The following is a 25,816-nucleotide window of genomic DNA, read 5'->3' as shown; positions in this document are numbered from 1 at the left end:
CCTCAACACGGCTGACCCTGGGTTGTTCCGCGAGGCGCCTCGCGCTCCCCGGGCCGGCGGCAGGGGAGGCGGGCAAGAGCCCCCGGATTTCGCTCCGTGTGTGCCTCCGCTCCCTCTGGAAGAGGGCGGAGTGAGGGGATGTGCCCCTCCTCTCCAGGCGCCCGTCGTCGGAGACCGTCGCCAGCGGGGCCGAGACGAGGTAGGGAGGGGGGCACGATGAAGAAGACGCTCCTGCTCCTTTCACTCGTGGCTGCCCCGGCTCTGGCCGGGGAAGGGAAGTGGACCCCCCAACAGGTCCTCGAGCTCGACCCGGCGTGGCTCAAGGCCCAGGGTCTTCAGGTGTCGCCCAAGCGGCTGTGGGACCCCCAGCGGGGCACCGGGCTGCTGGCGGGCGCGGTGAATGTCGGCGGCTGCTCGGGGGCCTTCATCTCCGAGTCCGGGCTGATCATCACCAACCACCACTGTGTCTTCGGCATCATCCAGGAGCACAGCACGCCGCAGAAGGACCTCATCACCCAGGGCTTCCTGGCGAAGAGCCGCGAGGAGGAGCTGCCGGGCAAGGGCGCGCGCATCCAGGTGCCGCGCAGCTTCACGGACGTGACGAAGGAGATGCTCGCGGCGGTGCCGGCGGGGGCGGATGACCTCACGCGCCAGAAGGCGCTGGAGCGCAAGGAGAAGGAGCTGATCGCCGAGTGCGAGAAGCGCCCGGCCACGCGCTGCAAGGTGGCCAGCTTCGACGGCGGGCTGCAGTTCATCCTGAGCGACTCGGTGGAGCTGGCGGACGTGCGGCTGGTGTACGCGCCGCCGCGCGCGGTGGGTGAGTACGGCGGCGAGGAGGACAACTGGATGTGGCCGCGCCACACCGGTGACTTCTCCATCATCCGCGCCTACACGGCGCCGGACGGCTCGGCGGCGCAGTACAACGCGAAGAACGTGCCCCACAAGGCGGAGTTCTTCTTCCCGCTGGCCACCGAGGGCGTGAAGCCGGACGACTTCGTGATGGTGCTGGGCTACCCCGGCACCACCTTCCGCGCGCTGCTCGCGGACGAGATGGCCGAGCGGCAGGCTCGCTCCTACCCGCGCGTCGTCGACGTGTACGGCGAGCTCATCCGCATCCTCGAGGAGGAGGGCGCGAAGGATCCGGCCGGGAAGATCGCCGTGGCCTCGCACCTCAAGGGCCTGCACAACCGCTACAAGAACTCGAGCGGGCAGCTCGCGGGGCTCAAGCGCGGGCGCATCGTGGAGAAGCAGCGCCAGGCCGAGGCGGCGGTGGTGGCGTGGGCGGAGAAGCGCAAGGAGTTCGAGGGCGCGCTGAAGGCCCACACGGAGCTGCTGTCCCTGCAGGCCGAGAAGACGAAGGCGTCCGAGCGCGAGTTCCTGCTCGACTCGGTGCGCGGGGTGGTGAAGGCGCCGGCGCTGGCGGTGGTGGTGACGCGCCTGTCGCAGGAGCGGGCCAGGCCGGACCTCGAGCGCGAGCCCGAGTTCATGGACCGTGAGCTGCCCCGGCTGAAGGACAGGCTGGAGCGCGAGCAGAAGAACTTCTTCGCCCCGGCGGACAAGCGGATGCTCCTGGCGCTGGTGCGACGGGCGCAGGCGCTCGGCGAGGGGGAGCGCATCGCGGCCATCGACAAGCACTTCGGTCGCACCTTCGCGGAGAAGGATGTGGCCGCGAAGATCGACGCCCTCTACACCGCCTCGAAGCTGATGGACCTGGCGGAGCGGCAGAAGATGTCCGGTGAGACGGAGGCGCAGCTCCGGGCGCGGAAGGATTCGCTGCTGGACTTCGGCTTCGACCTGACGGCGGAGGTGGTGGCGCTGGACGAGCTGCGCGACCGGCGGGCCGGGGCGCTCGTCCGGCTGATGCCCGAGTGGCGCCGGGCGGTGCTGGCGCACGCGGGCAAGCCGGTGGCGCCGGACGCCAATGGCACGCTGCGCGTGACGTTCGCCAAGGTGAAGGGCTACGCGCCTCGGGATGGCGCCTTCTACACGCCGCAGACGACGCTGGCCGGCGTGATGGAGAAGCACACCGGTGAGGAGCCCTTCGACGTGCCGGAGAAGGTGGCCGCGGCGGCCGAGGCCAGGCGCTACGGGCCGTGGTTGGACAAGCGGCTCAAGGACGTGCCGGTGAACTTCCTGGCGGACGCGGACACCACGGGCGGCAACTCGGGCAGCCCGACGGTGAACGGCAAGGGCCAGCTCGTGGGCATCAACTTCGACCGCGTGTGGGAGAACGTGTCCAACGACTTCGGCTACAACCCGGACGTGGCGCGCAACGTCAACGTGGACGTGCGCTACGTGCTGTGGTTGCTGGATCAGGTCGAGGACGCCGACGGACTCCTGCGCGAGCTGGGCGTCCGCAAGGGGCCCAAGGCCCAGGAGCGCCGCTGATGTCGGACTCGGCCCAGAGCGGGCCTCCGCCCCTCCCGGTCTTCGCACCGGACGAGCGGGTGTGCGGCAACTGCAAGCTGTGGGCGGCGCACTCGGTGGACCACCGGGGCTGGGTGGGCGTGTGCCGGTTGCAGGCGGAACGGGGGCTGTTCCCGCCCTCGGCGCCCCTGTGCAACAAGTTCCACCCGCGCGGCGTGGCGGCCAAGGCGGCCGAAGAGGCCTCGCGGCGCGAGCGGTCGGCGCGCAGCGTGGCCCCGGTGGTGCGGCGCAGGGAGCGAGACCCGAACGAAGTGGTGGACCTGGAAGGGCTGGAGCTGAACATGACGCGCGCGGAGTTGATGGAGCTGATCCGGGAGGCGGTGGGCGAGGGCGGTGAGGCGCCGCTGGCGAACAAGTGGGAGGGCGGCACGATCAAGCTGGTGCCCGGGAAGGCGGACGTGCAGGGGAAGGACATCCCCATCGACACCTTCTTCCACAAGATCGTCATGGTGCGAGACAAGGTGCGGGTGATGGAGCAGAAGCTCAACGCGCACCCGAAGCTGTCGGACGCCGAGAAGGTCGAGATGCAGAGCTACATCACCCGCATCTACGGCTCGCTCACCAGCTTCAACATCCTGTTCCGCGACAAGGATGACTTCTTCGTGGGCTCGAAGTCGGAGGACTGAGCCCTCCGCGCGAAGAGGCACGAGGCGAGGGTGCCGCGTGGACCCGGATTCGGGCTCCGCGGCACCCCCCCCACGAGACTCACAACTCCTGGCCGCGCTCCTCCATCGCGACCTGGGCGCGCTGACGGCCCCGGTGCAGGGCGCTCTTCACCGTGCCCTCGGGGATGCGCAGCAGGGTGGCGATCTCCGGGTAGCTGTAGCCGCGCATCTCCCGCAGCCACAGCACCTGGCGCTGCTGCTCGCTCACCTTCTGCAGCGCCTCTTCGAAGTGGCGCTGCATCTCGCTGCCCTCGGCCTGCGTCTCGGGCGAGGCGGGGGCATCGGGCTCGTGCTGCAGCCGCTCGCGCCGCTTGCGCGCGCGCAGCCAGTTGATGCTGCTGTTCACCATCACACGGTGCAACCACGTGGAGCAGGACGAGCGGCCATCGAAGCCGCTGGGGCGTTGCGCGAGTCGGGTGAAGACGTCCTGGACCACATCCTCCGCTTCATCCGCGTCGCCCACGATGCGACGTGCGATGGCCAGTGCCCGTGTGCGGTACTGGCGGTACAGCTCGGCGAAGGGAGGAAGGGCGATGACCGCGGCATCCATGATGTATGCCTCCTGGGCACCCTCATCGGGTGCCTGGAAGCTGGAACGCACGGGCCGCGGAAAGGATCTAATCGCCCTTCCCGCGCGTCCAGGTGGGGCACGCGGGTGTCGGGGAGTGTGGACGGAGCGGCTCCGGAAGCCCTACTCCGCTTCCTCTTCCTGCTTCGTGAGGCCCCACTCCTTGAGTCGCTTGAAGAGGGTGGAGCGGGCGATGCCCAGCTCGCGGGCCACGCGCTCGCGGTTGTTGTTGCAGCGGCGCAGGGCGGTCTCGACGATCTGCCGCTCCAGCCTCAGGAGCATCTGCTCCAGCGTCATGCCCTGGGGCATCTCGGGCACCAGCACGCCCGTGTCGCGGTTCACCTCCTGGTCGAAGGTGAGGTCGGTGGCCTCGATGGAGGCACCCTTGCGCAGCAACAGGGCGCGGTGGACCACGTTGCGCAGCTCGCGGATGTTGCCCGGCCAGGAGTGTTGCTGGAGCCGCTCCACGGCGCCGGGGGCGAGCCGCACCGTCTGGCCCCGGGGCGAGTAGGTGCGCAGGAAGTGCTCGGCGAGCGCGAGGATGTCGCCGCGCCGGTTGCGCAGGGGGGGCAGGTGCAGGGGGACGACGCAGAGGCGGTAGTACAGGTCCTCGCGGAAGCGGCCCTCGCGGGCCTGCGCCAGCAGCTCCCGGTTGGTCGCGGCCACCACGCGCACATCCACGTGCGAGGGGCGGCTGGCGCCCACGCGCTTGATCTCCCCGCTCTCCAGGGCGCGTAGCAGCTTGGCCTGGAGGTCCACGGGCAGCTCGCCGATCTCATCGAGGAAGAGGGTGCCGCCGTCGGCCTCCTCGAAGGCGCCCTTGCGCGCGTTGGCGGCGCCGGTGAAGGAGCCCTTTTCGTGGCCGAACAGCTCGCTCTCGATGAGCTCCTTGGAGATGGCGGCGCAGTTGACGGGGATGAAGGGCCGGTCCGCACGCTGGGAGCAGTCGTGGAGGGCGCGGGCCACCAGCTCCTTGCCGGTGCCGGACTCGCCGAGGATGGCCACGGAGGCGGAGGAGGGGGCCACGCGCTCGATGAGCTCGTTGAGCTGCCGCACGGACGGATCGTTTCCGATGATGCCGTGGAAGGACAGCTCCTTGCGGGCCGGGGTGAGAGGCTCGAGGATGACGTCCGTCTGGCCCACGCGCAGCGTGGTGGGCAGGCCGACCTCCACCTCGAAGACGCGCACCGAGCCCATCCAGGTGCCATTGGTGGAGTTGGTGTCCACCACGTGGAAGAGATCGTCGCGCCGGGTCACCTTGAGGTGGCGGCCGGAGATGAACGGATCCTGCACGACGAGGTCGCAGGACGGGTCCTTGCCCAGGGTGAAGCTGTCACCGCTGAGCTTGTGGACGGTCTCGTCGGCGCCCTGCTTGATGCGCACCTGGGCGGGCTGCCAGCGCGCGGTGGAGTCCCGGGGCTGTAGCTCCGTGCGGGCGCCGACCTCGGTGGGGCCCTCGGCCTGACCGCCGCCGTGGAGCCGGAACACGGCGCGCCACTGCCCGAGCGCGATGTCCGCGCCGTCCGCCAGCACGCCCTTGCGCGTGGAGGTGCCGGCGACGAGGGTGCCCTTACCTGACAGGTCCTCCAACGTGCAGTGCTCGCCGTCGAAGGAGAGGGCCACCTGCTGTCGACTCACCTCGGGGTCGGGAATGACGACGTCACTGCGCTCGCCGCGACCGAGCACCATGCGCTCGCGTCCCAGCCCCACCCGTAGAACCTCCTCGCCCCGACGAAAGAACACCAGCTCCGGCATCGAGCCCTCCCTTAAAAGTAGTTGGGACACTCCTAACCCGTGGAGTGGGTGGCACGCAACCGCTGAAGCTTATTTTTGAGGTAGTGCCGGACTGCCCGACCCGAAACATCCCCTGCCCGGGTCGGGCGACGCACCGCTCAAGCGTGCCCGGGTGTGCGGAGCGTCAGTACCAGGTGCCTGTCTGCATGCACTTCTGGTAGCGCACGTGGGCGCTGGTGTTGCACATCGAGTTGCCGATGCCACAGAGCGCGGTGGCTTCGTGCCACATGTTCTTGCAGTGGGCCTCCTTGCCCGACGGGGCCGGGGTCGGCGGCGGCTCGCGGGTGGTGCCGCCGCCCAGGAGCGCACGCATCTCCGGGGACTGCGCATAGTCGATGGGCCGCTTGCCGTCCTTGTCCTTGAGGGAGGTATTGGCACCGCGAGCCAGGAGAAGGCGAGCGATCTCCACGCGGTCGCGCCACGCGGCGGCGTGCAGCAGCGTCTCGCGGGTGGAGCCCTCCGGCATGTTGACGTCGAGGCCTTCGTCCAGCAGCGCCGCCAGCTGGTCCGCATTGTTGTACCAGACGGCGTCCCGCGCCTCGAGGCGCGGCCGCATCTGGGGTGAGCGGCCATCGTTCGGGCCGTTGCGGGACGGGGTTCCAGGGCTGGCGGGCGCCGGCTGGGCAACCGGGGGCTGCGTCTTGTTGACTCCGGGCCGCGCGCCCTGGTTCAGATAGGGGGCGAAGGGATCCTGCGGCGGCGCCATCTTGGCCTTCAGCGCCGCCTGCACCTGGGCATAGCCGGACGCCACGTCGTAGGCGGTCCGGCCCCTGGTCGTCTTGATGTTGGGGTTCGCGCCCCGGGCCAACAGGTAGTTGACCGTGCGCAGCAGGCCCTGCTCGGCGGCCACATGCAGCGGTGTCCAGCCGTCGGAGTCCTGGATGTTGATGTCGACGCCGCTGTCCAACAGCTGCGCGAGCTTGGCGTCGTCGGTGTAGTAGACGGCCGCGCGGATCTCGCTCCAGTCGTCAGCGCGCGCCACGTTCAGCTGCGCAGTGGCCGCGAACAGCAGCCCCACCAGGATCCACTTCTTGCTCATGACTTTTCCCCTGGCCGAACACCCTCGGCCTCGCCCCTGTCATGCCACTGCCTGGGGTTGGCGGCAACCGAGCCAACCCCCAGAGGTCACCCGAGAATCGCCAGGGGAGTCACCGAGCCCTACCGCGGCCCACGACTAGCGCATGACGTTCTGGCGCGCGGGGCCGAAGTTGGGGCGGTTGAAGAAGCCGGACAGGTGCGCCGCGCGGAACTTCGGATCCTCCTTGTCCGGGGGGAGGATGGACAGGCCCGCACCCAGCAGACCCAGGCGCTTCACGAACTCCGGCTCGGCGCGCAGCTTGAAGTCCATGTCCGGCTGGCTCACGTCCAGCCGCTGGCCCAGCTTCACCGTGCCCGAGCCCCGCACCTCCAGGTCCTCGCTCTTGGCCTGCAGCGCCTCGACGGTGCCCAGCCCCTTCTCGATCTTGATGCGCGCGTCGATCTCCCCCAGGGAGATCCGCGGCAGGTCCATCGGCGTGGGCTGGCCGTACATGGGCACGGTGATGTTGCCGCCCGCGATGAGCAGCTCCTTCGTGTCCAGCGCGAGCTGCCCGTTGGCCTGGCTCAGGTCCGGCTGGCCCCGCGTCCTGGGCATGGTGAGGTTGAGCGAGCCATTCAGCCTGCCCGTCAGGTCCATCCCGCTGAAGCCCTTGAGGTTGCCCTTGGAGGGATCCAGGTCCGACAGCTTCATCGCCACCTGCACGTCGCTCAGCCCGCCCACGTTGCCGCTGACGCTGCCACCCATGACGTCGAGGTGGAAGGCCACCCCCAGCGGCAGCAGCGACGGACGCAGCGCCACCGAGTCGATGGTGAGCGGTTCGCCCAGCTCCTCGGGGCCAGGCAGCAGGGAGGTGTTGCTGGCGAGCATGCCCTGCAGCTCGGGCGTCATCCCGTTGGGCACCTTGCTCAGGCGCACCTGGGTGGCCGTCAGCCCACGCAGCCCCGGCCGCAGCGAGCCGATGCGCAGCGCGTACCCCGCGTCCGCCGCCGCGTCCACGGCGCGCCGCCGCAGTGTGTCGTACGGGAAGGTGAGGCACAGGCACAGCACGAAGGCCAGGAGCGAGAACGCACCGTAACCAACGACGAGCTTCCAGCGGGCGATCTTGGTCTCAGCGGCCATGGTCATTGCTTCATCTTGTAGGTGGCGACGGTCGTCCAGGCCGTCAGGGTTTCAGCGGAGGCACGCGGCTCGAGGCGCAGGTTCTTCACCTTCACCACGCCCGGGCCGCTCTCCACGTCCTGCAGGAAGCTGTGCAGCTTGCGCAGGTCCACGTCGGTGAAGGTCAGCTCCACCGAGCTCTCGATGATCTGCCCATCTCCGAGGCCCACGTCGTTCTTGGGCGTCATGTTGGGCACGGTCAGCCCCGCGCGGGTGGCCTTGTCCTCGATGTAGCTCATCAGCCGCACGTTGCTGGCGGTGAGCTGCTGCTCCACCATCTGCCGCGCGTCGGTGGCCTGCCGGTAGCTGGCCGCGAGCGTCTGCACCTCGCGCAGCTTGGCCAGCTTCTGGTCCGTGCGCTTGCGGTACGCGTCCGCGCTGTTGGAGAAGGAGTAGAGGATGATGAAGAGCACGAAGGCCAGCACCGCGCCCCCGGTGGCCAGCACCATCCGGCGCTCCCGGGTGCTCAGCCGCTCGAACCAGGCGCGTGCGTCGTTGAGGAGTCCGCGAAGCTGTTCCATGTCCTAGCCCTCCCCCTGCGCCTGCTCGGGGCACTGCACCTGGATGTCCAGGCGGAACGTCACCTTGTTGCCCTCGCGGGTCTTCTCCACCTTGCCCTCCTTCACTTCCTTGAAGCAGCGGTGGCCCTTGAGGGCGGTGGCGATGGTGTCGATCTGCTTGGAGCTGTCCGTCTCGCCGCGCACGGTGATGCGCTCCAGGTCGATGTCGATGCGGTCGAACGTCACCGCCACGTCCGCCGGTACCCGCTGCGTCATCTCCGCCAGCAGGTTGACGGCCGACAGCTTCGGCAGCGACGCGGCGGGGCTCTCCACGCCCTTGAGCTTGTTGAGCGCCAGGTCGTAGTTCTTCTCGCACGAGCCGAGGATGCGCTGGGTGACGTCGCACAGCACGGCGTCCACCTGGGCCTCGCGCCGCGCCAGCACCGAGTTGCGCACCACGCCGGTGGCGATGAGCAACAGCAGCAGGGTGACGGCGAACGAGGCCAGCAGCCCCACCTTGTCCTTGATGTAGTCGTAGTCGCCCTTGAAGGCGAACTCACCCCGGCGCAGGTTGAAGCGCGGCGCCTTGGCGCCCGAGGCATGGCCACGCAGCGCGAGCGCGTACGCCTGCATCGCCTCCGGCTGCACCGTGGCGGTCCCCGCGGCCGACGACTCCTGCGGCTGAGCCAGCACGCGCACGGGCATCCCCAGATCCTTGGAGAGCTGCTCGGCGATGCCCGGCATGCGCGCGGTGCCGCCGCACAGCAGCACGGCGCCCACCTGCCGGCGCGAGCGCGAGGTGTAGGACTTGAAGGACGGGCGCAGCTCGCGCAGCACCGGCTGCAGGCCGCGCACGAAGGCCGCCGCGGCGCGCTCCCCATCCGGCCCCTGGGCCTGGGCCGCACCCGCCAGCGCTCCGTGCGACTCCTTCCAGTGGTGCGCCTCGGGCTGCGGCGTCTGGAACTCGGTGGCCAGCGCGCGGCTGAGGTTCTGCCCGCCACCCGAGAAGGTGCGCGCGAAGTCCACGCCCACCCCGGGCCGGCCGATGGCCAGCGTCGTGCGCTCGTGGCCGATGTCCACGATGGCCACCGCCTCCGCCTCGAGGCCGGCGAAGAGCTCCGGCTGTTGCATCAGCAGGTTCTGGTAGGTGATGCCCGGGTGCGTCACCACGCGTGGGTCCACGCCCACCTCGTTGAGCACGCCCAGCAGCGTCGACAGCTCCTCGCGGCGCACCACGCCCACGAGCAGCTCGCTGCCCTTGTCCTTCACCTGCGAGGCCACCTGGTAGTCGAAGACGGCCTCGCTCAGGTCGAACGGAAGCTGGCTCTCCACCTCGAAGGCGATGGTGGACTCAATCCGCTTCGGGTCGCTGAAGGGCAGGGCGAGCTGGTGCGTGGCCAGGGACTGGCCGGGCAGCGCCACCACCACCTGGTCGAGGTGCTGCAGCCCCGGGTTCGCCAGCAGCTCGCGCAACGCCGTGCGCAGCGTCTCCTGACGATCTCCCTCGGGAGCGCGGCGCACCTCGGCGTAGGCCTTCACGACCGGGTTCCGCGTATTCGCGTCGAGCAGCAACCCCTTCACGGAGTGGCTGCCCAGGTCCAGACCAAGAATCCGGGCCATTCGTTATTCCTCTCTCCAATAAAGGAGTTGTCCGAGCCCGGTGTCGAGCTTGATGACGGCGGTGATGGTCTTCTGGACCGACCCCGCCTCACCCACGGACTTGATGCTGAAAGTGTTGCTCTTGTCGCCCAGCAGGCGGTTGCCGGCCACGTTCGCCTTGAGGGCCGGGTTGACGGCGATGCCCGCGGTTTCGATGGCCGTGACGAAGTCCGCCACGCTCGTGCCCAGGAAGCTGAAGGCCCGCGCCGCGCGGATGCGCGTGATGAGCTCCTGCACGAAGACCGGGTCCCTCAGCCGCGGGTCCGGCCGCGCCGGGTCCGCCGCCGACAGGATGGCCATGTAGATCATCAGCGGGTCATCCGTGTTGACGTTCGGCTTGGAGTTGACGTCCGGGTACACGGTGAGCCGGTCCCGGAAGGCGGCCATGAAGCGATCCGACACGCCATGGACGCGGTACAGCTCGTCCATGCTGTCGAAGCGCGCGTTCTTCGGCTGGTAGCGCGGCTCGTAGCGGCTGTAGGGCGAGCCCTCGTCGGAGAAGCCGGCGGTGAGCGGGTTGACCGGATCATTCACGTTCAACGCCGACTGCACCTGGTCCTCGTCCACCCAGTCCTTGATGGCGATGATGACGTCCTGCGGGTTGACGCGGGCACCATTGGCGTCCTCGCGCGAGAAGAGGAACTCGAAGCGCTTGTCCCCGAGCAGATCCGTCAGCCGCATGATGGTGGGCAGCGCATCGCCACTGCCCGCGTTGAGGCGGTGCAGGTTGAGCTTCTCCTCCTCGTCCGAGATGGTGGAGAGGAAGCAGCCATCGAAGCTGCCAAAGGAGCGCCTGGCGGGGGCCAACGAGAGCTCGGACGAGCCCTCGTCATCGTTCTCGTGGAGCGCGGGGGCGACGGGGCCCTCGTCCTCCTCGCCCTCGACCTCGGCGCCGCCGCCCTTCACCAGACCGCGGAGCATGTGGCAGTCCACCCGAGCGAGCTTCCAGAGCTGGAGGTTGAGCGTGGAGGCGGGCTGCTGCGCGCCCGCGCCCGTGCCCGGTGCCGTTCCGCCCATGCCCGGGAGCTTGCGCAGCATGTCCCCGATGTTGGGAATGGGCGTCTGGTCCACCTGCTTCTGGAAGCGCAGCAGCAGGCGCGAGAGCGCCACGCCGGAGCGCGCCATGTACGTGGCCTGCAGCTCGTCGCGCTGGTTGGCCGCGAGCTGGAGATCCACGCGCGTGTTGTAGGCGAACTCCGTGGCCACGACGGTGAGCAGGGTGATGGCCACCACCGCGATGATGAGCGCCACACCGCGCTGACCGCGCTCCTTGCGGGCATCTCGGCGAGCGTTCGCCCGCCGGGCCTTCTGGTGCTTGGGGCTCTTCATCTCAGTACCGGGGGAGCTCCGTGTTGAGCATCACACGGGTCTGGGTGGTGTAGCGCACTTCCTTGCCGTTCTCGTCGAGCGCTACCAGGGTGATGCGAACACGCGTGGGGAGCTTTGTCTTCTTCTCCAGCCGACGGGTGTCCCACTCGTCGTCCCACTCCTTGCGGTCGGTGTCCCAGTAGGCGAGCTCCAGCTTCTTCACGCCCTCGAAGAGCACATCCGTGGTTCCGCCGCGATCCATTCGGTCTTCAACATTCGGATTCGCCCGGCGCATCAGGTCCTGCCGACCGTTGGCCCCTCGTTCGGAGGACGACTGGAGGAAGTACTCCACGACCGCCTGATCGGACTCCTTGGCGTCCGTGTACATGCGCTGGTTGGAGAAGGTGGTGAAGAGCAGCCGGTCCTCCTCGCCCACGAAGTTGGTCGGCCGGTCGTTCTGATCGCGGTAGCGTCGCCCGTCGTAGCGGTCGCTCACGTACGCGGAGCTGATCTCCCGCGCCATGCGGTTCATGGCCACGCGCAGCATGCGGTAGTGGTCGGCCTCGGTCTCCACCACTTCCTTGGCGTTGAAGCCCGTCTGGAAGGCCATGGCCACCATCGCGCCCATGAGGGCGGTGATGGCCACGGCGATCATGATCTCCATCAGCGTGAAGCCACGCGCCGAGCGCTTCATTGCGGCACCTTCCCGCCCGGCACGACGCCGCCACCGGCACCGCGCTGCTGCAGCCAGTCCGAGCGCCGCATCAGCTGCTGGCCGGTCGCCGGATCCACCATGCCGTTGGGGCCCGCGACGGCGTTCTGCACGATGAAGCCGGTGCTCGGGTTCACCCACTGGTTGGCCATGTCCCCTGGCTGCGTGCCGTTGTTGGGCTGGAAGCCGCCGTTGCGGTCCGAGCCGGGGCCCAGCGACACCAGGTGGGTGACCAGGTCCAGGCTCTCCACCTGGGTGCCGTCCCGCCAGTACACGGTGAGGTGGACCTCGCGCACCGTCTGGGTGATCTGCTGCACCATCTGGGTGAACATGGGCTGGGCCATGCCCATCGCCGCGCCGGCCATGGGGTTCATGCCCTGTTGGGGCCCGCCCTTGTCGTCCTTGCCCCCGCCGCCTCCGAACATGGAGGCCAGGCCGCCCATGTCCCCGCCCTCGCCGATGGGGAGGTTGAAGATGGCGCCGATGAGCTGGTCCGGCGACACGCCGTCCGTCTGCGGGGCGATGATCTTCGCCCGCCACTTGTAGTTGTCCCAGCCCTCCGCGGAGAAGTCGCCGGACTCCTCCTTGTCGTCGGCGGCGAAGCCGTCGTCGTAGAGCGTCTGCTCCAGGTCCGTCATCTTCGAGCGGGCCAGGAGCGTGGCCACGGTGAGCTTCTTGGCGTAGGCGTGGTTGGCGATCGCGCCGGAGTTGATGTCGAAGATGGCCATCAGCGCCATCGCCAGGATGGCGAGCGCCACCACCGTCTCCAGCAGGGTGAAGCCGCGGTTGCGTCTCATGACCGGGGAACCTCCAGCGCCTCGCCCACGATGGAGACCTTGCCGGTCAGCGGGGCGACGGTGAGGGTCCAGACGTTGTCTCCCTGGCGCACGTAGATCTGGGCCTTCTCCGTGTAGCCCTGCGGGAAGAAGTAGAGGTAAGCCACTCCCTTGTCGACGGCCTCGCGCTGGTGGCGCGTCCACACGGAGACGGCGACGCCTCCGGGCAGCTCGCGGGGCCCGAGCTCCTCGGCGGTGAAGGCGGAGAAGCGCGCGGCGCTCTCCACGCGGCTCTCCTCCTGGGCCATGATCTCATCCAGGCCGGGCTCGCCGTTGCTGCCGCGGGTGTAGTTGCGGCGCGAGTCACGACCCTTGTCGCTCTTCTCGCGCTCGCGGCTCTCCTCGCGCAGCATCTCGTCGCGATCCCTCGAGGTGGTGACGTTCCCCGCGGCGCACTCGGCGTGGTAGCGCGTGGAGCCGTCCTCGAGCTTGGGATCGGCCAGCTCGAAGACGAGCCGGCACGTCTTCCCGCTGAGCGCGGCGGTGTCGTACAGCGAGCGCATGACGCCGGCCAGCTCGCTGGCGGACGCCTTGGCCTTGGCGCCCGTGAGGGCGCCGATGGAGATGGTGACGGCGGCGAACAGCACCGCGGCGATGCCCAGCGAGATGGACACCTCGATGAGGGTGAGGCCGCGCTCCCGCGCCCTCTGACGAGCGAGCACGCTCATGGCTTTCCTCCCCGTGCCGCCTCCTGCTGTTGCTGCTCCTGCTGCTGCTCGGGCGTCCCCAGGATGGCGTTGTTCAGCACGCCGCCGCTGATGAGATCCGCGGCCTCCCCGGTGCCACCGGGCACTCCGTCCGAGCCGTACGACATGACGTAGCCCTTCCCTCCGTCCATCCGGTACTGGTAGGTGCGGCCCCAGGGATCCACGGGGATCTCCTTGATGAGCCCCACCTGGAGGAGCGGATAGAAGTTCTCCGCCTGGGAGGGGAAGCGCGCGGTGATGCGGTGGAAGGACTTGAAGTAGCCCTCCAGCCCGCGGATCTCCGCTCGCGCCTGGCGCTGCACCGGGGTGAGCGTCGAGTCGAAGGTGAGGCGGGCGATGCCGAAGGCCCCCGCCGTGGCCGCGAGGATGACGAGGGCGACGACGAGCCGCCCCACGCGGGACGGGCGCACCGTCTCTTCGGCCTGCATGTGCGTGGGGGCGTGCTCGGAAGTCATGATCGTCGTTCCTCGTCTCGGCTTCTTGCTACTTCTGGGCCGAGGCGGCCGTGTCCTTCGAGGAGAGGTCCGAGTCCGGGCCCTCGCCGCCAGCGGTGCCGTCCGCGCCGTAGGACATGATGACGGGCTTGCCGCCCTCGTTCATGTACACGTACTCGTGGCCCCAGGGGTCGGTGGGGATGCGCTCCAGGTTGTTGGTATCCACCAGGGCGCGCAGGCCGGTGCCGGTGTCGGGGAACTTGCCCTTCTTGGCGTAGTAGAGCTTGAGGGCCTGGTTGATGTTGGCCATGTCCAGCCGCGCCGTGTCCTGCTTGGCCTCGTCGAGCTTCGGAATGACGGCCACGCCCACCGCGGCCATGATCAGGCCGAGGATGGTGATCACCACCATGATCTCGATGAGGGTCATGCCGCGCTGGCGGCGACGCTGCTGCTTCGTCTTCTTGTCGCTCATGTCTGTCCTCTCGTGACTTTTCGGCAAGCCGCCGGGTCGTTGGGGAGTCGTTGCTGTCAAAATGTCTAGGGCTGCGTCGTGCTGCTGGTGGCCGTCGTCCCGGCCTCCGAGTCGGCGGAGTACAGGGCCACCCCCACGGTGAGCAGCGTCGCCGTCAGGGCGAGCAGCGCCGCGAGGGTGACGCCTTGGATCCACCGGTCGAGCGAGTCGTTCATCGGGATGCCTCCGTCACCGGATGGCCGAGTTCACCTGCAGAATCGGCATCAGGACCGAGAAGGCCACGAATGCAATGATCACGCCCATGAACACGGTGAGCAGGGGCTCGAGCATGGAGGTGAGGGCGCCGATGCGCACGTTCACCTGGTTCTCGTAGCTGTCGGCCACCGAGAGCAGCATGTCCTCCAACTGCCCGGAGCGCTCGCCGATGGCGACCATGTGGTAGACGAGCGGGGGGAACTCGCCCGAGCGCTTGAGGGGCCCGGCGATGCTCTCGCCCTCGCGGATGGCGTCGCGGGCCTTCTCCACCACCTCGGCCAGCACCGAGTTGGTCATCACCGCCTTGGTGATGTCCATGGCCACCAGCAGCGGCACGCCGCTCTTGAGCAGGGTGGCCAGCGTGCGCGAGAAGCGCGAGATGGCCAGCAGGCGCAGCAGGCTGCCGAAGATGGGGGCCTTGAGGGCGAAGCGATCCCACACCGGCTTGCCCTTGGGGCTGCGGAAGTACGTCGTCAGGCCGAAGATGATGCCGAAGATGGCCGGGAAGAGGATGAACCACCAGTCGCGCAGGAAGTTGCTGCCAAAGATGAGGGCGCGCGTGGTGATGGGCAGGGTGGCCTTCATCGTGGTGAAGATCTTCGTGACCTTCGGGATGACGACCACCATCAGCAGCGTGAGGATGCCCACGCCCACCAGCATCATGATGGCGGGGTAGGTCATCGTGCCGATGATCTTCTGCTGGAGCTTGGACTGGCTCTCGGTGAAGTCGGCCAGGCGCAGCAGCACCGCGTCCAGGGCGCCCGAGTGCTCACCGGAGCGCACCATGTTGACGTAGAGCGCGCCGAACACCTTCTCGTGGGCCGCGAGCGCATCTCCGAGGGACTTGCCCTCGTTCACGTTCTGCTTCACGTCGGAGATGATGCGCTTGAGCTTCTCCTTCTCGACCTGGTCCACCAGGGCGGTGAGGGCCTCCACCAGCGTCACGCCCGCGCCCAGCAGGGTGGCGAGCTGACGCGTGGTGATGGCGATGTCATCGGTGCTGATGCGGCCGCCGCCGCCCATCTTCAGCTCACGGTCGGCGTGGGCCGCGTTGGCGCCCTTGCGCACGCCCGCGCGGCTGCCTTCGGCCTGGCCGATGACGTCCGTGAGGAAGATGCCGTCCTTGCGCAGCTGGGAGCGCAGGGTCTTGGGCGAATCCGCCTCGAGGATTCCCTTGATGGGCTTACCGGCCTGATTGAGGCCCTTGTACTCGAAGACTGGCATGGTGGCTCGCGGAGTAAAACCGCGCCCCGAGCCTCTCCCTTCCGGGCGGCTCGGGGCGGGAATCCCTTAGAGATCCTCCTGGGTGATGCTGAGGACCTCGGCGATGGTCGTCTCGCCCAGGGCGATCTTGCGCGCGCCGTCATCCAGCAGCGTGAGCATGCCGTTGGCGATGGCGGCCTTCTTGATGGTGGAGGCGTCCACGTTCTTCAGCGCGAGCTGGCGCACGGTGTCGTCCACCAGCAGCAGCTCGTAGATACCCGTGCGGCCGCGGTAGCCGTTCTGGTTGCAGGAGGGGCAGCCGGTGGCCTTGTAGATCTTCTCCACGCCGTAGCGTTCCTTGAACGTCGCCCGCGACATGCCGAGCTCCTTCACCTCTTCCTCGGTGGGCATGTACTGCACGCGGCAGTCCGGGCACACGCGGCGCACCAGGCGCTGGGCGAGGATGGCGGTGAGCGAGGAGGCCACGAGGAAGGGCTCCACGCCCATGTCCACCAGACGGGTGACGGCGCTGGCCGCGTCGTTGGTGTGGACCGTGGAGAACACCAGGTGGCCCGTCAGCGACGCCTGGATGGCGATCTCCGCCGTCTCCTTGTCGCGGATTTCGCCGACCATGATGACGTCCGGGTCCTGGCGGAGGAAGGCGCGCAGGCCCTGGGCGAAGCTCAGGCCAATCTTCGGGCTGACGGCCATCTGGCCGATGCCCTTGAGCTGGTACTCCACCGGGTCCTCGACGGTGAGGATGTTGAGGTCCGGGGTGTTGATGCGCGAGAGCGCGCCGTAGAGCGTCGTCGTCTTGCCGCTACCGGTGGGGCCCGTCACCAGGACGATGCCGTGCGGACGGCGGATGACGTGCTCCATGCCCTCCAGCGTGTGGGAGGCCATGCCCAGCTCGGTCAGGTCGAGCAGCGTGGTGTTCTTGTCCAGCAAGCGCATGACGATGCGCTCGCCGAAGGTGGTGGGGATGGTGGACAGACGGATGTCGATGTCCCGGCCCGCCAGCTTGATGCGGATGCGGCCGTCCTGGGGCAGGCGCTTCTCCGCGATGTTGAGCTGGCCCATCACCTTCACGCGGCCGACGATGGCGTTCTGGTAGCGCTTGGGCGGCTTGATGATCTCCTGCAGCACGCCGTCCACGCGGAAGCGCACCAGGAGCTCGCGGTCCATCGGCTCGATGTGGATATCGCTGGCGCGCTCCTTGGCGGCGCGGAAGAGCACGGAGTTGATGAGGCGGATGATCGGCGCCTCGTCCCCCGCGTCGTCGATGAGGTCCTTCACCTCGTCCATGTCATGGGCGATGGAGTCGAGGTCCGTGGCCTCCAGCTCGTCCACGAGCTGCTCGGCCTCGTTGGACGCACGGTCATAGACGCTGTTGATGGCGTCGGTGATGGTGGAGCCGAGCGCGATGCGCGGGTGGATGTTCTGCCCCAGCAGCATGCGCGCGTGGTCCAGCACGGTGGTGTCCAGCGGATCCGCCACCGCCAGGGCCACGGCGTCCCCATCCACGGAGAGGGGGAGGATCTTCGCCTGCTTGGCGAAGTTGATGGGCACCCGCTTGATGAGCCCGGCGTCCACCTCCTCCAGGAAGATGCGCGCCAGGTAGGGCATGTCGAGCTGGAGGCCGAGCGCCTTGGCCACGTCCTCCTCGCCGACGGCCTTCATGCCCACCAGGATCTCCCCCAGCCGGCCGCCCTTCTCGGCCTGGAGCTGGAGCGCCTCCTGGAGCTTCTCCTCGGTGAGGCCAGACGTGGCGCGGAGGATCTCCCCCAGCGGCCGGCCACACAGGTAGGCGGGGCCGTGGGCGACAATCTGGGTGGAGACGTCAGGCGCGGGCTTTGCGAGCGGCGCGTCGGCGAGCAGGCTCATGGTCTATCTCTCTTCCCCGGTGTCCGGCTGGATGCGGAGCCGCTCCTCCTCGGGAGGAGCGGACGGAGGCTGCACGGGGACCGGCTCCTCCGACGGAACTGGAGTCAAGGAACCCCCCTGCGAGGGCGAGACTTCCCCGCCCGCAGGAGACGAGGAGCGGGGAGTGGCGGTCGAGGGGCTGGCCGGCCGTGTGCTGCTCGAGCCCTCCGGGCGGATGACGCGCTCGCCCTGCACCCCGGGGCCGCCGTTCTCCAGCTTGCTCTCCTCGGCGTGCACCACCTGGCGCATGCGGCTCAGCGGGCCACTCTTGCGGGTGAAGTCCACCGGCACGTCGTAGCCGGCCACCTGACCGTAGAACTGCTCCACGAACTGCTGCCGCTCCTTCATCTTGCGCTCGAAGATGCGCCGGAAGTCCGACTGCTCGCGGATGATGTAGGGCGTGAGGAAGAGCAGCAGGTTCGTCTTCGTCTTGCGCCGGTTCGTCTCCCGGAAGAGGTGGCCCAGCAGGGGCACGTCGCCCAGGATGGGCACCTTGGAGACGGACTCGAGCGTGCGCTCCTGCATGATGCCGCCGATGACGACCGTCTCCTGATCCTTGGCCACCACCGTCGTCTTGGCGCTGCGCTTGGCGGTGGTGGGACCGAGCACCGGATCCGTGGAGGCGATCTCCTCGGTCTGCTCGGCGATGGTCAGGCGGATGTAGTCGCTCTCGTTGATCTGCGGCTTGATGCTGAGCTTGAGCTCGACGTTCTGGCGGTTGATGGGGGCGTAGAGGCTGCCCAGGCCGCCCAGGGCGCCGAGCAGCGACGGGTTGACGCCGCCGCCGGCGGTGCCGGTGCCGAGGCCGGTCCCCAGCGAGGAAGGCGTGAAGCCCGCCTGGAAGGGCACGTTCTGGCCCACGGTGATCTCCGCCTCCTCGTTGTCGCTGGTGAGGATGTGCGGGGTGGAGAGCACGTTGACGTCCGAGCTCTGCTGGAGCGCGTGCAGCACCACGCCGAAGGCGGGGATGTCGATGCCCAGGTTCTTCAGCTCGGGGATGACGGGGCCCTGGAGGCCGGCGAGGAAGCCGCCGAAGTTGGCCAGGTTGACGAGCGAGAAGGAGGGCGGCGCGCCGCTGCTGGTGTACTTGGTGCCCACGATGCCCGCGCCCTCACCCAGCGGTGTGGACAGCGAGTAGCCGCTGTGCAGGTTCAGCCCGAACTGGTTGTTGCGGTCGAGGTTGACCTCCATGATGACGGCCTCGACGAACACCTGGCGCCGCGGCTTGTCCAGCTCGCGGATGACGCGCGTGAGGCTGCGGTAGTCGCTCTGGCTGGCGATGATGACCAGCGAGTTGGTGCCCTTGTCCGCGGAGATCTTCACCTCGCCGGCGAACAGCTCGGCGGAGGAGGTGCCGCCACCGGGGCGGGGCACACCCGGAGGAGGCTGGGGCGTGGGCGTGCGCGGACGGCTGGCGCTGCCCTGCGAGAGCGTCTGCAGCGTGCTGGCGATCTCCTCGGCGTTGGCGTTCTCGAGCGGGTAGACGTTGATGCGCTCGGTGCCGGCGGTGGGGATGTCCAGCTCGCGCACCATGCTCTGGATGCGCTCGAAGGCGGCGGGGCTGGCCACGACGATGAGCTTGTTGGTGCGCTCGTCGGGGATGATCTGCGAGAAGGTCACCGGCCCGCCGGAGCCCGGCTCGGCACCGGTGTTGTTCATGGGAATGCCCTCTCCGACGGGGCCCCCGGGCGGCGGCACCATGGAGGGAGCACCCGGGCGGCTGCCGGGACGGGCGCCACCCTTCTGCTCGAAGAGCTTCTGCACCGTGCCGGCCACGTCCTGCGCGGTGGCGTACTGCACCTGGATGATGCGCACCTCGTCGCTGGCCGCGCGCGAGTCGAGCTGATCAATCAGCCGCTCCAGGCGGTGCACGTTGGAGCCCACGTCGTTGACGATGATGATGTCCGGCGGGTAGGGAATCGTGTCGCCGTCCTTGGACACGAGCTGCTGCAGCACGCCGCGGAGGGGCTCCACCTCCACGTTCTTGATGCGGAACAGCTTGGTGATCATCTGCTCATTGGTGGTGTACGGCGCGTCCCCGTCGATGAGCGTGGGGATGGGGTTCTGCTTGGCGGCGCGCTTGTCCACGATCTTCATGAAGCGCCCGTGCTGGTAGACGGACAGGCCGTTGGCGTCGAGCGCCGCGAGGAAGGCGGCGTAGAACTGGTCCGCATCCACCTCCACGCGGCCGTTCTCCGGGCCGATGATGGAGATCTTCCCGCGCACGTTCTCCGGGAGGATGAACGTCCGGCAGGTGGCGTCCGACACGGTCTGCACCAGCTTCTCGATATCCACCTTGTCGAAGTAGATGCCGTAGCGGGCGCGGCGACGGACCTCCTCGCAGGAGGGCGTGGGCCGGATGGTGGCGCCACCGCCCTCGGGAGCATCGGGCGTCTGCGGGGAGACCTGCCCGGCGGGAGTGCCCGCCGGAGCAGGCGGACCGGGGCGGCGCTGGGCCAGCGCGGGCGCGGTGAGCCCGAGGCACAGCAGGAGCAACCAGGACGGAAGCGTCTTCATGGAGGGAAGGGGTACTGCGGGTTAGCGGATGGTGTAGTTCTTGCGGATGCTCGAGCCGTTGCGCTCCAGCTCGATCTCGATCCGCGAGGCTTCCTTCAGCTTGGTGTAGACCTCGAGGGCCTTCTCCGGGCTGTTGAGCTCGAAGCCGTTGATGCGCTTGATGACATCGCCGTTCTGGACGCCAATCTTCGAGTAGATGGAGTCCGGACGGATGGAGAAGAGCTTGAAGCCCTGCGCCTGACCGTCCTTGAAGGCCGGGACGATGCGCGCCTGCATGGCCACGTCGTTGAGGTTGGCCAGCGTGCGGTCGATCTCCGTGCGCGGCACCTCGTAGTCGTTCTCGCTCACGGCGCGGATGCCGTTGCCCAGGCCATTGCCAGGAGGCTGCACGGCGGGGCCCGCGGGCACCGGCGGGGTGTAGGCGGCCACGGCCCCGGAGCCATCACCGGGCTGGTTGTCGATGAACTCCTTGCGGCCGTTGTTGAGGATGATGACGCGCGAGCGCTCGATGTCGAGCACCTCGGCGCCCTGGATGCGGTCGCCCACCATGTATGTGGTGGAGCGCTGGTTGGTCATGTCCTGGATGGAGGACACGGACCACAGCTTGTCGCTGGCCACCAGGGTGCCCAGCAGCTTCACGCGCATGCCGCTCTTGACGGGCGCGGCGTTGGGGTCCACCACGGGCGCGGTGGGCTCGGCCACGATGGGGTCCGGCTCGGGCACGGCCACGCCGGTGAGGTCCGACAGGCGCTTGAGGTCCAACGAGGCCAGCACCTCGTGGGTCTTCGCCTTCTGCGGTGCCGACACCTGGCCCGAGGGCACCGGGGTGAGGGCGGACTCGACGAACAGGTTCACCGTGCGCGCCCCGAGCAGGGCGACCAGCAGGATGAACACCAGGTTCACGGTCCAAAAGTATTTGCGGAAGAAGAGTTCCATCACGCGTCCGAAAAGGGCCTGCCCGGGATTGAGCAAGCGGGGTGCCACCCGCGAAGGGGAGCGGGCAACCCGTCCCTTACAGCCAAGTACGCGAAATCATTCCGGAATAAGCGGGGCCCCTGACTGCTCGGGCCCAGGCCGCGACGGCGTGGGACAAAATGTCAGCGGACCGACGGCCGGCCTGACGCGCTGTCACTCGGCCGGGGGCGAGGAGGGGCCCTCACCGCCCGAGGCCTCACGCTCCAGCTTGCGGTAGATGGTGCGGGCCGCGATGCCCAGCAGGCGGGCCGCCAGGGTCTTGTCCCCCTTGGTGTGCCGCAGGGTCTCGTGGATCACCCGACGCTCGACCTCCTCCATGGGAGTGCCGATCGGGATGACGAGTTGTCCGGCCGAGCCCAGCGGGCCCTTGCGCACCGTCTCGGGCAGGTCCACTACCTCCAGCACGTCGCTCTTGGCGAGCACCACCGCGCGCTCGACGGCGTGCTCCAGCTCTCGCACGTTGCCCGGCCAGGCGTAGTTCTCCAGGGTGCTCAGGGCGTCGGGGGAGAAGCCGCGCAGGGCCTTGCCATTCTTGGCGGCGAAGCGGCGGAGGAAGGCGTCGGCCAGCAGGGGGATGTCCTCGCGGCGCGAGGCGAGCGCGGGGATGCGCACCTCCACCACGTTGAGGCGGTAGTAGAGGTCCTCGCGGAAGCGGCCCTCGGCCACCTCGCGCTGCAGATCCTTGTTGGTGGCGGCGACGATGCGGACGTCCACCTTGACCGTCTGGGTACCACCCAGGCGCTCGAGCTCGCCCTCCTGGAGGACGCGCAGGAGCTTCACCTGGGCGGCCAGGGGCATCTCGCCCACCTCGTCCAGGAAGAGGGTGCCGCCGCTGGCGCGCTCGAAGCGGCCCTCGCGACGGGCCACCGCGCCGGTGAAGGCGCCGCGCTCCACGCCGAAGAGTTCTGCCTCGAGGATGCTCTCGGGCAGCGCGCCGCAGTTGATGGCCACGAAGGGGCCCTTGGCCCGGTTGGACTGCTCGTGCAGGGCGCGCGCGGCCAGCTCCTTGCCGGTGCCCGACTCGCCCAGCAGCAGGATGGTGGCGGTGGAGGGCGCGGCCTGGCGCAGGGTGTCCATCATCGCCCGGAAGGCGGGGGACTGGCCCACCATGGCCCGCCCGCCGGTGTTGCCCATCTCGGCCAGCTTCGCCTTGAGGACCCGGTTCTCCGCCGCCAGCTCGTGCCGCTCCAGCGCCTTCTGGATGGCCTTCACCAGCGAGTGCCGCTTGAGGGGCTTGGTGATGAAGTCGTAGGCGCCGTCCTTCATGGCCGCCACGGCCGTCTCCACCGTGCCGTAGGCCGTCATCAGCACCACCTCCACGTCCGGGCGGATGGTGCGCGAGGCCTTGAGCAGCTCCTGCCCGTCCATGCCGGGCATCATCAGATCCGTCACCATGATGCTGACTTCGGGCCGGCGCAGCAGCTCCAGCGCCTCGGTGCCGTTGCTGGCGGTGAGGGTCTCCAGCCCCTCGCGCTGGAAGATGCGCGCGACGGAGTCGAGGTTGGCGCGATCGTCATCGACGACCAGGACGGTGGTGGCGGGTGTCGTCATGGGGGAGCCAGTCCCTGCAATCCTTATTCCTCATCCTCGGGCACGAGGAGGGGCCCTCCCATGCGGTTGAGGTCCTCGCGGTTGACCTTGTCCACGTTGAAGCGCCGGGCGCTGGAGAGCATCCGGGCCAGGGTGGGGTCGAACTCGGCGGTGCCCTCCTTCTTGAAGCGCAGGAAGTTGATGCGCGCCACGACGAAGTTCTTGAGGTAGGGGCTCTGCATCCCCCGGCCCTTGAGGGTGTCCACCACGGCGGCCACCGCGTCGTCGAGCTCCAGCAGCTTGTCCGCGCGGGCCTCGCGCAGCCGAAGGGCCTCGGCCAGGGGGAGGGCCTGGAAGGACTCCACCCGCTTGACGAAGGGGTGGTAGGCGGCCCCGGACAGGCGCGGGCGCTTCTCATAGGCGGCCCCGAGGGTGAGGAAGGAGGGCTCCTCGAAGAGGTGGGCGAAGTCGGACTCCTTGCCGGCGCGTGCCCCGGTGAGGCCCCGGTGCATGCGGATGACCTCGAGCGAGCGCTCCTTCAGGTTGTGCGCCTTCTCCGTGTTGAGGGCGAGGATTTGATAGGCCACGTCCTCCTCGGGCAGCACCAGCGCCACGATGGACCTGCCGCCCAGCAGCTTCGAGGCCTGGAGCCGGTGGTTGCCGTTGGGCGTCCAGTACTTGCCCTCCTTGCGGATGGCGATGATGGGGTCGAGGTAGCGGTCCAGCCGCTCCATGGCCCCGGCCAGCCGCTTGATGTGGGGCTCGGAGACGTCGCGCTGGTAGGGGGTGGGCTCCACCTTGTCGATGGGAAGGGCGGCGAACACCACCGTGTGCGCGCCCAGGGGGTCGCGGTACACGCTGAGCACCTCGCCGCCGTCCTCCTGGATGCCCTGCACCAGCTCGGTGGGCGGCGTGGCGGACTCGCTCGCGACCTCCGAGGCGCTGAGCCCCTTGGACTTGGGCTCGGCCTTCTTCCGGCGGGGCCGGCGGGTCGTGGTGGTGGCTGCCTTCTTGCGCGGTGACTTCGCTGCCATGGGGGTCCCCCTTCTCGCGGAGGAGGACCCTAAGCCATCGCCGCGGGTGCGTGCAGCGAGGACTCGGGGCGGTTCAGGTCAGAATGCACACTTTAGCGTACATCTTTCGGGTCTGGCGGCTCGGAGGCGTCTACAAGTCGGGTCCGGCGCTCTAAGATGCCGGGCCGCATGGCTCCCCCGTCCCGCCGCCCCTCCCGTTCCAAGTCCGCTGATCCGTCCGAAGAGGCCGGGTCGGGTGGGCAGAGCAACACCCGCATCAAGGCCGCCACCGGCGCTCGCCGGGGTGTGCCCCGCCAGGAGGAGGAGTACCCCGAGGAAGAGCAGGGGTACGCCGAGGGCGATGAGGGCGCCTACGACGTGAGCACGGCCGAGGAGGAGATTCCTCCGATGGCGGATGACGACGACAACCCGGACGCCACGCGCGCCGGTCCTCCCCTGTCGCTGGAGATCATCGAGGGCCCGGACCGCGGCAAGCGCAAGCGATTCAAGAGCGTGCGCATGGTCATCGGCCGGGGGCTGGACTGCGACCTCGTGCTCAACGACCAGTCCGTGTCGCGCCGCCACGTGGAGCTGGTGTTTGGCGGCGAGAGCGGCGTGCTGATGCGCGATCTCGGCAGCGGCAACGGCACGAAGATCAACGACGAGCGCGTGGACGAGCGCAAGCTGGCCCACGAGGACGTCATCTTCATCGGCCGCACGAAGCTGCGCTTCATCGACGAGCTGGAGCGCATCAAGCGGATGCGCGCCGAGGCCGAGGAGGCCGAGCGCAAGGAGAAGGAGGAGGCCGAGCGCAAGGAGAAGGAGGCGGAGGAAGCCGAGAAGAAGGCCGCTGCGGGCGAGGCCGCGGGCACCGAGGGACAGCCGGCCGAGGCGGGAGCCAACGCCGAGAGTGGCGAGCAGGCGGCCAATGGCGAGGAGAACAAGAAGACGCAGGTGCGCCACATCAACGACATCCCACGCCGCGACCAGCCCAAGCGCAAGATGGGGATGATGGCGGCGGGCGTGCTGGTGGTGCTGCTCGCCTTCCTGGGCGGAGGCGTCCTCTTCATCAAGCGGGGCCCGCCGCCCCCGCCCCCGCCCAACCCGAAGCAGGAGAAGGCCCGGGGGCTGATGCAGGAGGCACGCAAGGCCTTCCGCGGCGGTGGCTACGCGCAAGCCGTGGCGCTGGCCGAGGAGGCGGATGAGCTCTTCCCGGGCGTGGACACGGAGGGCTTCCTGCCCGTGGCGCGCAAGGAGTTGACCATCGTCCAGGCGTTCGCGCAGGTGCGCCAGCTCGCGGACGAGAACAAGTTCGACGAGGCCCGCGCGCTGCTGGAGGAGACGCCGCGCGGCACCGCGCAGCTCACCGAGGACATGCGCAAGAAGCTCGAGGCCGAGCTGGAGAAGCTCGCCGTCGAGTACCTGGTGAAGCAGGTGGAGGCGGCGCTGGAGGCCCGGGACGTGGAGGGCGCTCGGGCGCTCATCCAGCGGCTGCCCATCGAGAGCCAGCCACTGTACCTGGGCAAGCTGGAGGAACTGGAGACGCTGCTCGCCGAGGAGGCCAATGACGCGGCGGCTCGGGAGCGCGCGCAGAAGACCGCCGCCGCCCGCCGGGCCAAGGAGCAGCGCGAGGCCTTCATCGTCGCCGCCTTCAGCTCGGTGGAGATGCGCTTCAACACGGGCGACTACGCGCGCGCCACGCTCGAGTGCGACCGGGTCATCGACGCCAACGGCTCCGACAAGGAGATCCGCGAGCGGGCCAGGCGGCTCAAGACGCTCATCCCCCAGTTCGCGCGCGTCTACCAGGATGCCCAGCGCAAGGTGCAATCCAACGCCCTGGAGTCCGCCGCGCGCCCGCTGCGCACCTCGGCGGACCTGTACCGGCAGATCGGCTTCAAGGGCCCCGTGGGGGACACCCTCGACAACCAGCTCGCGGCGTCCGCGGTCGTCGCGGGCAAGGGGGCGCTGGCTCGCAATGACCTGGCCAGTGCCGCCAGCTTCTTCAACGACGCCCTGCGCCTGCGCCCGGAGGACTCCAAGGCTCGCGAGGGCCTGGACAGCATCCAGGGCAAGCTGGATGACCTGTACAAGCAGGCCTACTTCCAGCGGGACAGGGATCCC

The 25,816-nt window shown here is 68.9% G+C and carries 22 protein-coding genes; 3 read left to right on the top strand and 19 right to left on the bottom strand.

Annotated features, from left to right (window positions below):
* The first annotated feature begins 216 nt into the window (after nt 1-216).
* Together VF697_RS01145 and VF697_RS01140 are read left to right on the top strand one after the other, a co-directional pair.
* Complete coding sequence (locus tag VF697_RS01145) at nt 217-2,388, top strand: S46 family peptidase (RefSeq protein WP_331091387.1); 2,172 nt, start codon at nt 217-219, stop codon at nt 2,386-2,388.
* A complete protein-coding gene (locus tag VF697_RS01140) occupies nt 2,388-3,053 on the top strand; it encodes a hypothetical protein (protein WP_331091385.1) in 666 nt (221 codons plus the stop codon). The genes VF697_RS01145 and VF697_RS01140 overlap by 1 nt, the downstream gene beginning before the upstream one ends.
* Before the next feature lie 79 nt (nt 3,054-3,132).
* Here VF697_RS01140 and VF697_RS01135 read toward each other — a convergent pair whose 3' ends face one another.
* The 19 genes from VF697_RS01135 to VF697_RS01045 form a co-directional block, all read right to left on the bottom strand.
* Nucleotides 3,133-3,642: an RNA polymerase sigma factor gene (locus tag VF697_RS01135; protein WP_331091383.1), complete on the bottom strand. Its 510-nt coding sequence runs from the start codon at nt 3,640-3,642 to the stop codon at nt 3,133-3,135.
* 141 nt (nt 3,643-3,783) lie between these two features.
* Nucleotides 3,784-5,415, bottom strand: a complete 1,632-nt coding sequence (locus VF697_RS01130; RefSeq protein WP_331091381.1) for a sigma 54-interacting transcriptional regulator — start codon at nt 5,413-5,415, stop codon at nt 3,784-3,786.
* A 163-nt stretch (nt 5,416-5,578) separates the two neighbouring features.
* Nucleotides 5,579-6,493 (bottom strand): ankyrin repeat domain-containing protein, encoded by a 915-nt coding sequence (locus tag VF697_RS01125; protein ID WP_331091380.1) that lies wholly within the window; start codon nt 6,491-6,493, stop codon nt 5,579-5,581.
* Between the two features lie 135 nt (nt 6,494-6,628).
* Nucleotides 6,629-7,612: a type II secretion system protein GspN gene (gene gspN / locus VF697_RS01120; protein ID WP_331091379.1), complete on the bottom strand. Its 984-nt coding sequence runs from the start codon at nt 7,610-7,612 to the stop codon at nt 6,629-6,631.
* Nucleotides 7,613-7,614: 2 nt separating this feature from the next.
* Nucleotides 7,615-8,172, bottom strand: coding sequence for a type II secretion system protein GspM (gene gspM / locus VF697_RS01115; protein ID WP_331091377.1), 558 nt, complete (start codon nt 8,170-8,172; stop codon nt 7,615-7,617).
* A gap of 3 nt (nt 8,173-8,175) precedes the next feature.
* Nucleotides 8,176-9,771: a pilus assembly protein PilM gene (pilM, locus tag VF697_RS01110; protein ID WP_331091375.1), complete on the bottom strand. Its 1,596-nt coding sequence runs from the start codon at nt 9,769-9,771 to the stop codon at nt 8,176-8,178.
* A gap of 3 nt (nt 9,772-9,774) precedes the next feature.
* The gene (locus tag VF697_RS01105; RefSeq protein ID WP_331091373.1) at nt 9,775-11,139 is read right to left on the bottom strand and encodes a type II secretion system minor pseudopilin GspK; all 1,365 of its coding nucleotides are present in this window, start codon (nt 11,137-11,139) and stop codon (nt 9,775-9,777) included.
* A 1-nt stretch (nt 11,140) separates the two neighbouring features.
* Entirely contained in the window at nt 11,141-11,812 is a 672-nt protein-coding gene (locus tag VF697_RS01100) for a type II secretion system protein GspJ (protein ID WP_331091371.1), read from the bottom strand.
* The gene (locus VF697_RS01095) at nt 11,809-12,627 is read right to left on the bottom strand and encodes a prepilin-type N-terminal cleavage/methylation domain-containing protein (RefSeq protein ID WP_331091369.1); all 819 of its coding nucleotides are present in this window, start codon (nt 12,625-12,627) and stop codon (nt 11,809-11,811) included. Before VF697_RS01095 ends, VF697_RS01100 begins: the two co-directional genes overlap by 4 nt.
* The gene (locus VF697_RS01090) at nt 12,624-13,334 is read right to left on the bottom strand and encodes a type II secretion system protein (RefSeq protein ID WP_331091367.1); all 711 of its coding nucleotides are present in this window, start codon (nt 13,332-13,334) and stop codon (nt 12,624-12,626) included. The genes VF697_RS01095 and VF697_RS01090 overlap by 4 nt, the downstream gene beginning before the upstream one ends.
* Nucleotides 13,331-13,828, bottom strand: a complete 498-nt coding sequence (locus VF697_RS01085; protein WP_331091365.1) for a type II secretion system protein GspG — start codon at nt 13,826-13,828, stop codon at nt 13,331-13,333. Before VF697_RS01085 ends, VF697_RS01090 begins: the two co-directional genes overlap by 4 nt.
* A gap of 28 nt (nt 13,829-13,856) precedes the next feature.
* Complete coding sequence (gene gspG, locus VF697_RS01080) at nt 13,857-14,279, bottom strand: type II secretion system major pseudopilin GspG (protein WP_331091363.1); 423 nt, start codon at nt 14,277-14,279, stop codon at nt 13,857-13,859.
* A gap of 65 nt (nt 14,280-14,344) precedes the next feature.
* A complete protein-coding gene (locus VF697_RS01075; protein WP_331091361.1) occupies nt 14,345-14,494 on the bottom strand; it encodes a hypothetical protein in 150 nt (49 codons plus the stop codon).
* Nucleotides 14,495-14,507: 13 nt separating this feature from the next.
* A complete protein-coding gene (gene gspF, locus VF697_RS01070; protein WP_331091359.1) occupies nt 14,508-15,758 on the bottom strand; it encodes a type II secretion system inner membrane protein GspF in 1,251 nt (416 codons plus the stop codon).
* A gap of 66 nt (nt 15,759-15,824) precedes the next feature.
* A complete protein-coding gene (gene gspE, locus VF697_RS01065; protein ID WP_331091357.1) occupies nt 15,825-17,621 on the bottom strand; it encodes a type II secretion system ATPase GspE in 1,797 nt (598 codons plus the stop codon).
* Nucleotides 17,622-17,624: 3 nt separating this feature from the next.
* Nucleotides 17,625-20,177, bottom strand: coding sequence for a type II secretion system secretin GspD (gspD, locus tag VF697_RS01060; protein ID WP_331091355.1), 2,553 nt, complete (start codon nt 20,175-20,177; stop codon nt 17,625-17,627).
* A gap of 21 nt (nt 20,178-20,198) precedes the next feature.
* A complete protein-coding gene (gspC, locus tag VF697_RS01055) occupies nt 20,199-21,113 on the bottom strand; it encodes a type II secretion system protein GspC (RefSeq protein WP_331091353.1) in 915 nt (304 codons plus the stop codon).
* A gap of 192 nt (nt 21,114-21,305) precedes the next feature.
* On the bottom strand, nt 21,306-22,703 hold the full coding sequence (locus VF697_RS01050) for a sigma-54 dependent transcriptional regulator (RefSeq protein WP_331091351.1): 1,398 nt from the start codon (nt 22,701-22,703) through the stop codon (nt 21,306-21,308).
* Nucleotides 22,704-22,726: 23 nt separating this feature from the next.
* Nucleotides 22,727-23,716 carry a ParB N-terminal domain-containing protein gene (locus tag VF697_RS01045; RefSeq protein WP_331091349.1) on the bottom strand — a complete coding sequence of 330 codons (990 nt, stop codon included), beginning with the start codon at nt 23,714-23,716 and terminating at the stop codon, nt 22,727-22,729.
* Between the two features lie 168 nt (nt 23,717-23,884).
* Between VF697_RS01045 and VF697_RS01040 the strand changes: the two genes are divergently transcribed.
* Nucleotides 23,885-25,816: FHA domain-containing protein (locus VF697_RS01040; RefSeq protein WP_331091347.1), on the top strand; the 1,932-nt coding region annotated here is incomplete at its 3' end.

The organism is Archangium sp., assembly GCF_036388035.1.
Classification (GTDB): Bacteria; Myxococcota; Myxococcia; order Myxococcales; family Myxococcaceae; genus Archangium.
The sequence above is the reverse complement of the archived record's forward strand: the minus strand, read 5'-3'. Positions and strand labels throughout refer to the sequence as shown.

Excerpts from the sequence above, each read along its gene's own strand:
- VF697_RS01145 (WP_331091387.1), top strand. The coding sequence starts at position 217 with ATGAAGAAGACGCTCCTGCTCCTTTCACTCGTGGCTGCCCCGGCTCTG.
- VF697_RS01140 (WP_331091385.1), top strand. The coding sequence starts at position 2,388 with ATGTCGGACTCGGCCCAGAGCGGGCCTCCGCCCCTCCCGGTCTTCGCA.
- VF697_RS01135 (WP_331091383.1), bottom strand. The coding sequence starts at position 3,642 with ATGGATGCCGCGGTCATCGCCCTTCCTCCCTTCGCCGAGCTGTACCGC.
- VF697_RS01130 (WP_331091381.1), bottom strand. The coding sequence starts at position 5,415 with ATGCCGGAGCTGGTGTTCTTTCGTCGGGGCGAGGAGGTTCTACGGGTG.
- VF697_RS01125 (WP_331091380.1), bottom strand. The coding sequence starts at position 6,493 with ATGAGCAAGAAGTGGATCCTGGTGGGGCTGCTGTTCGCGGCCACTGCG.
- gspN (WP_331091379.1), bottom strand. The coding sequence starts at position 7,612 with ATGGCCGCTGAGACCAAGATCGCCCGCTGGAAGCTCGTCGTTGGTTAC.
- gspM (WP_331091377.1), bottom strand. The coding sequence starts at position 8,172 with ATGGAACAGCTTCGCGGACTCCTCAACGACGCACGCGCCTGGTTCGAG.
- pilM (WP_331091375.1), bottom strand. The coding sequence starts at position 9,771 with ATGGCCCGGATTCTTGGTCTGGACCTGGGCAGCCACTCCGTGAAGGGG.
- VF697_RS01105 (WP_331091373.1), bottom strand. The coding sequence starts at position 11,139 with ATGAAGAGCCCCAAGCACCAGAAGGCCCGGCGGGCGAACGCTCGCCGA.
- VF697_RS01100 (WP_331091371.1), bottom strand. The coding sequence starts at position 11,812 with ATGAAGCGCTCGGCGCGTGGCTTCACGCTGATGGAGATCATGATCGCC.
- VF697_RS01095 (WP_331091369.1), bottom strand. The coding sequence starts at position 12,627 with ATGAGACGCAACCGCGGCTTCACCCTGCTGGAGACGGTGGTGGCGCTC.
- VF697_RS01090 (WP_331091367.1), bottom strand. The coding sequence starts at position 13,334 with ATGAGCGTGCTCGCTCGTCAGAGGGCGCGGGAGCGCGGCCTCACCCTC.
- VF697_RS01085 (WP_331091365.1), bottom strand. The coding sequence starts at position 13,828 with ATGACTTCCGAGCACGCCCCCACGCACATGCAGGCCGAAGAGACGGTG.
- gspG (WP_331091363.1), bottom strand. The coding sequence starts at position 14,279 with ATGAGCGACAAGAAGACGAAGCAGCAGCGTCGCCGCCAGCGCGGCATG.
- VF697_RS01075 (WP_331091361.1), bottom strand. The coding sequence starts at position 14,494 with ATGAACGACTCGCTCGACCGGTGGATCCAAGGCGTCACCCTCGCGGCG.
- gspF (WP_331091359.1), bottom strand. The coding sequence starts at position 15,758 with ATGCCAGTCTTCGAGTACAAGGGCCTCAATCAGGCCGGTAAGCCCATC.
- gspE (WP_331091357.1), bottom strand. The coding sequence starts at position 17,621 with ATGAGCCTGCTCGCCGACGCGCCGCTCGCAAAGCCCGCGCCTGACGTC.
- gspD (WP_331091355.1), bottom strand. The coding sequence starts at position 20,177 with ATGAAGACGCTTCCGTCCTGGTTGCTCCTGCTGTGCCTCGGGCTCACC.
- gspC (WP_331091353.1), bottom strand. The coding sequence starts at position 21,113 with ATGGAACTCTTCTTCCGCAAATACTTTTGGACCGTGAACCTGGTGTTC.
- VF697_RS01050 (WP_331091351.1), bottom strand. The coding sequence starts at position 22,703 with ATGACGACACCCGCCACCACCGTCCTGGTCGTCGATGACGATCGCGCC.
- VF697_RS01045 (WP_331091349.1), bottom strand. The coding sequence starts at position 23,716 with ATGGCAGCGAAGTCACCGCGCAAGAAGGCAGCCACCACCACGACCCGC.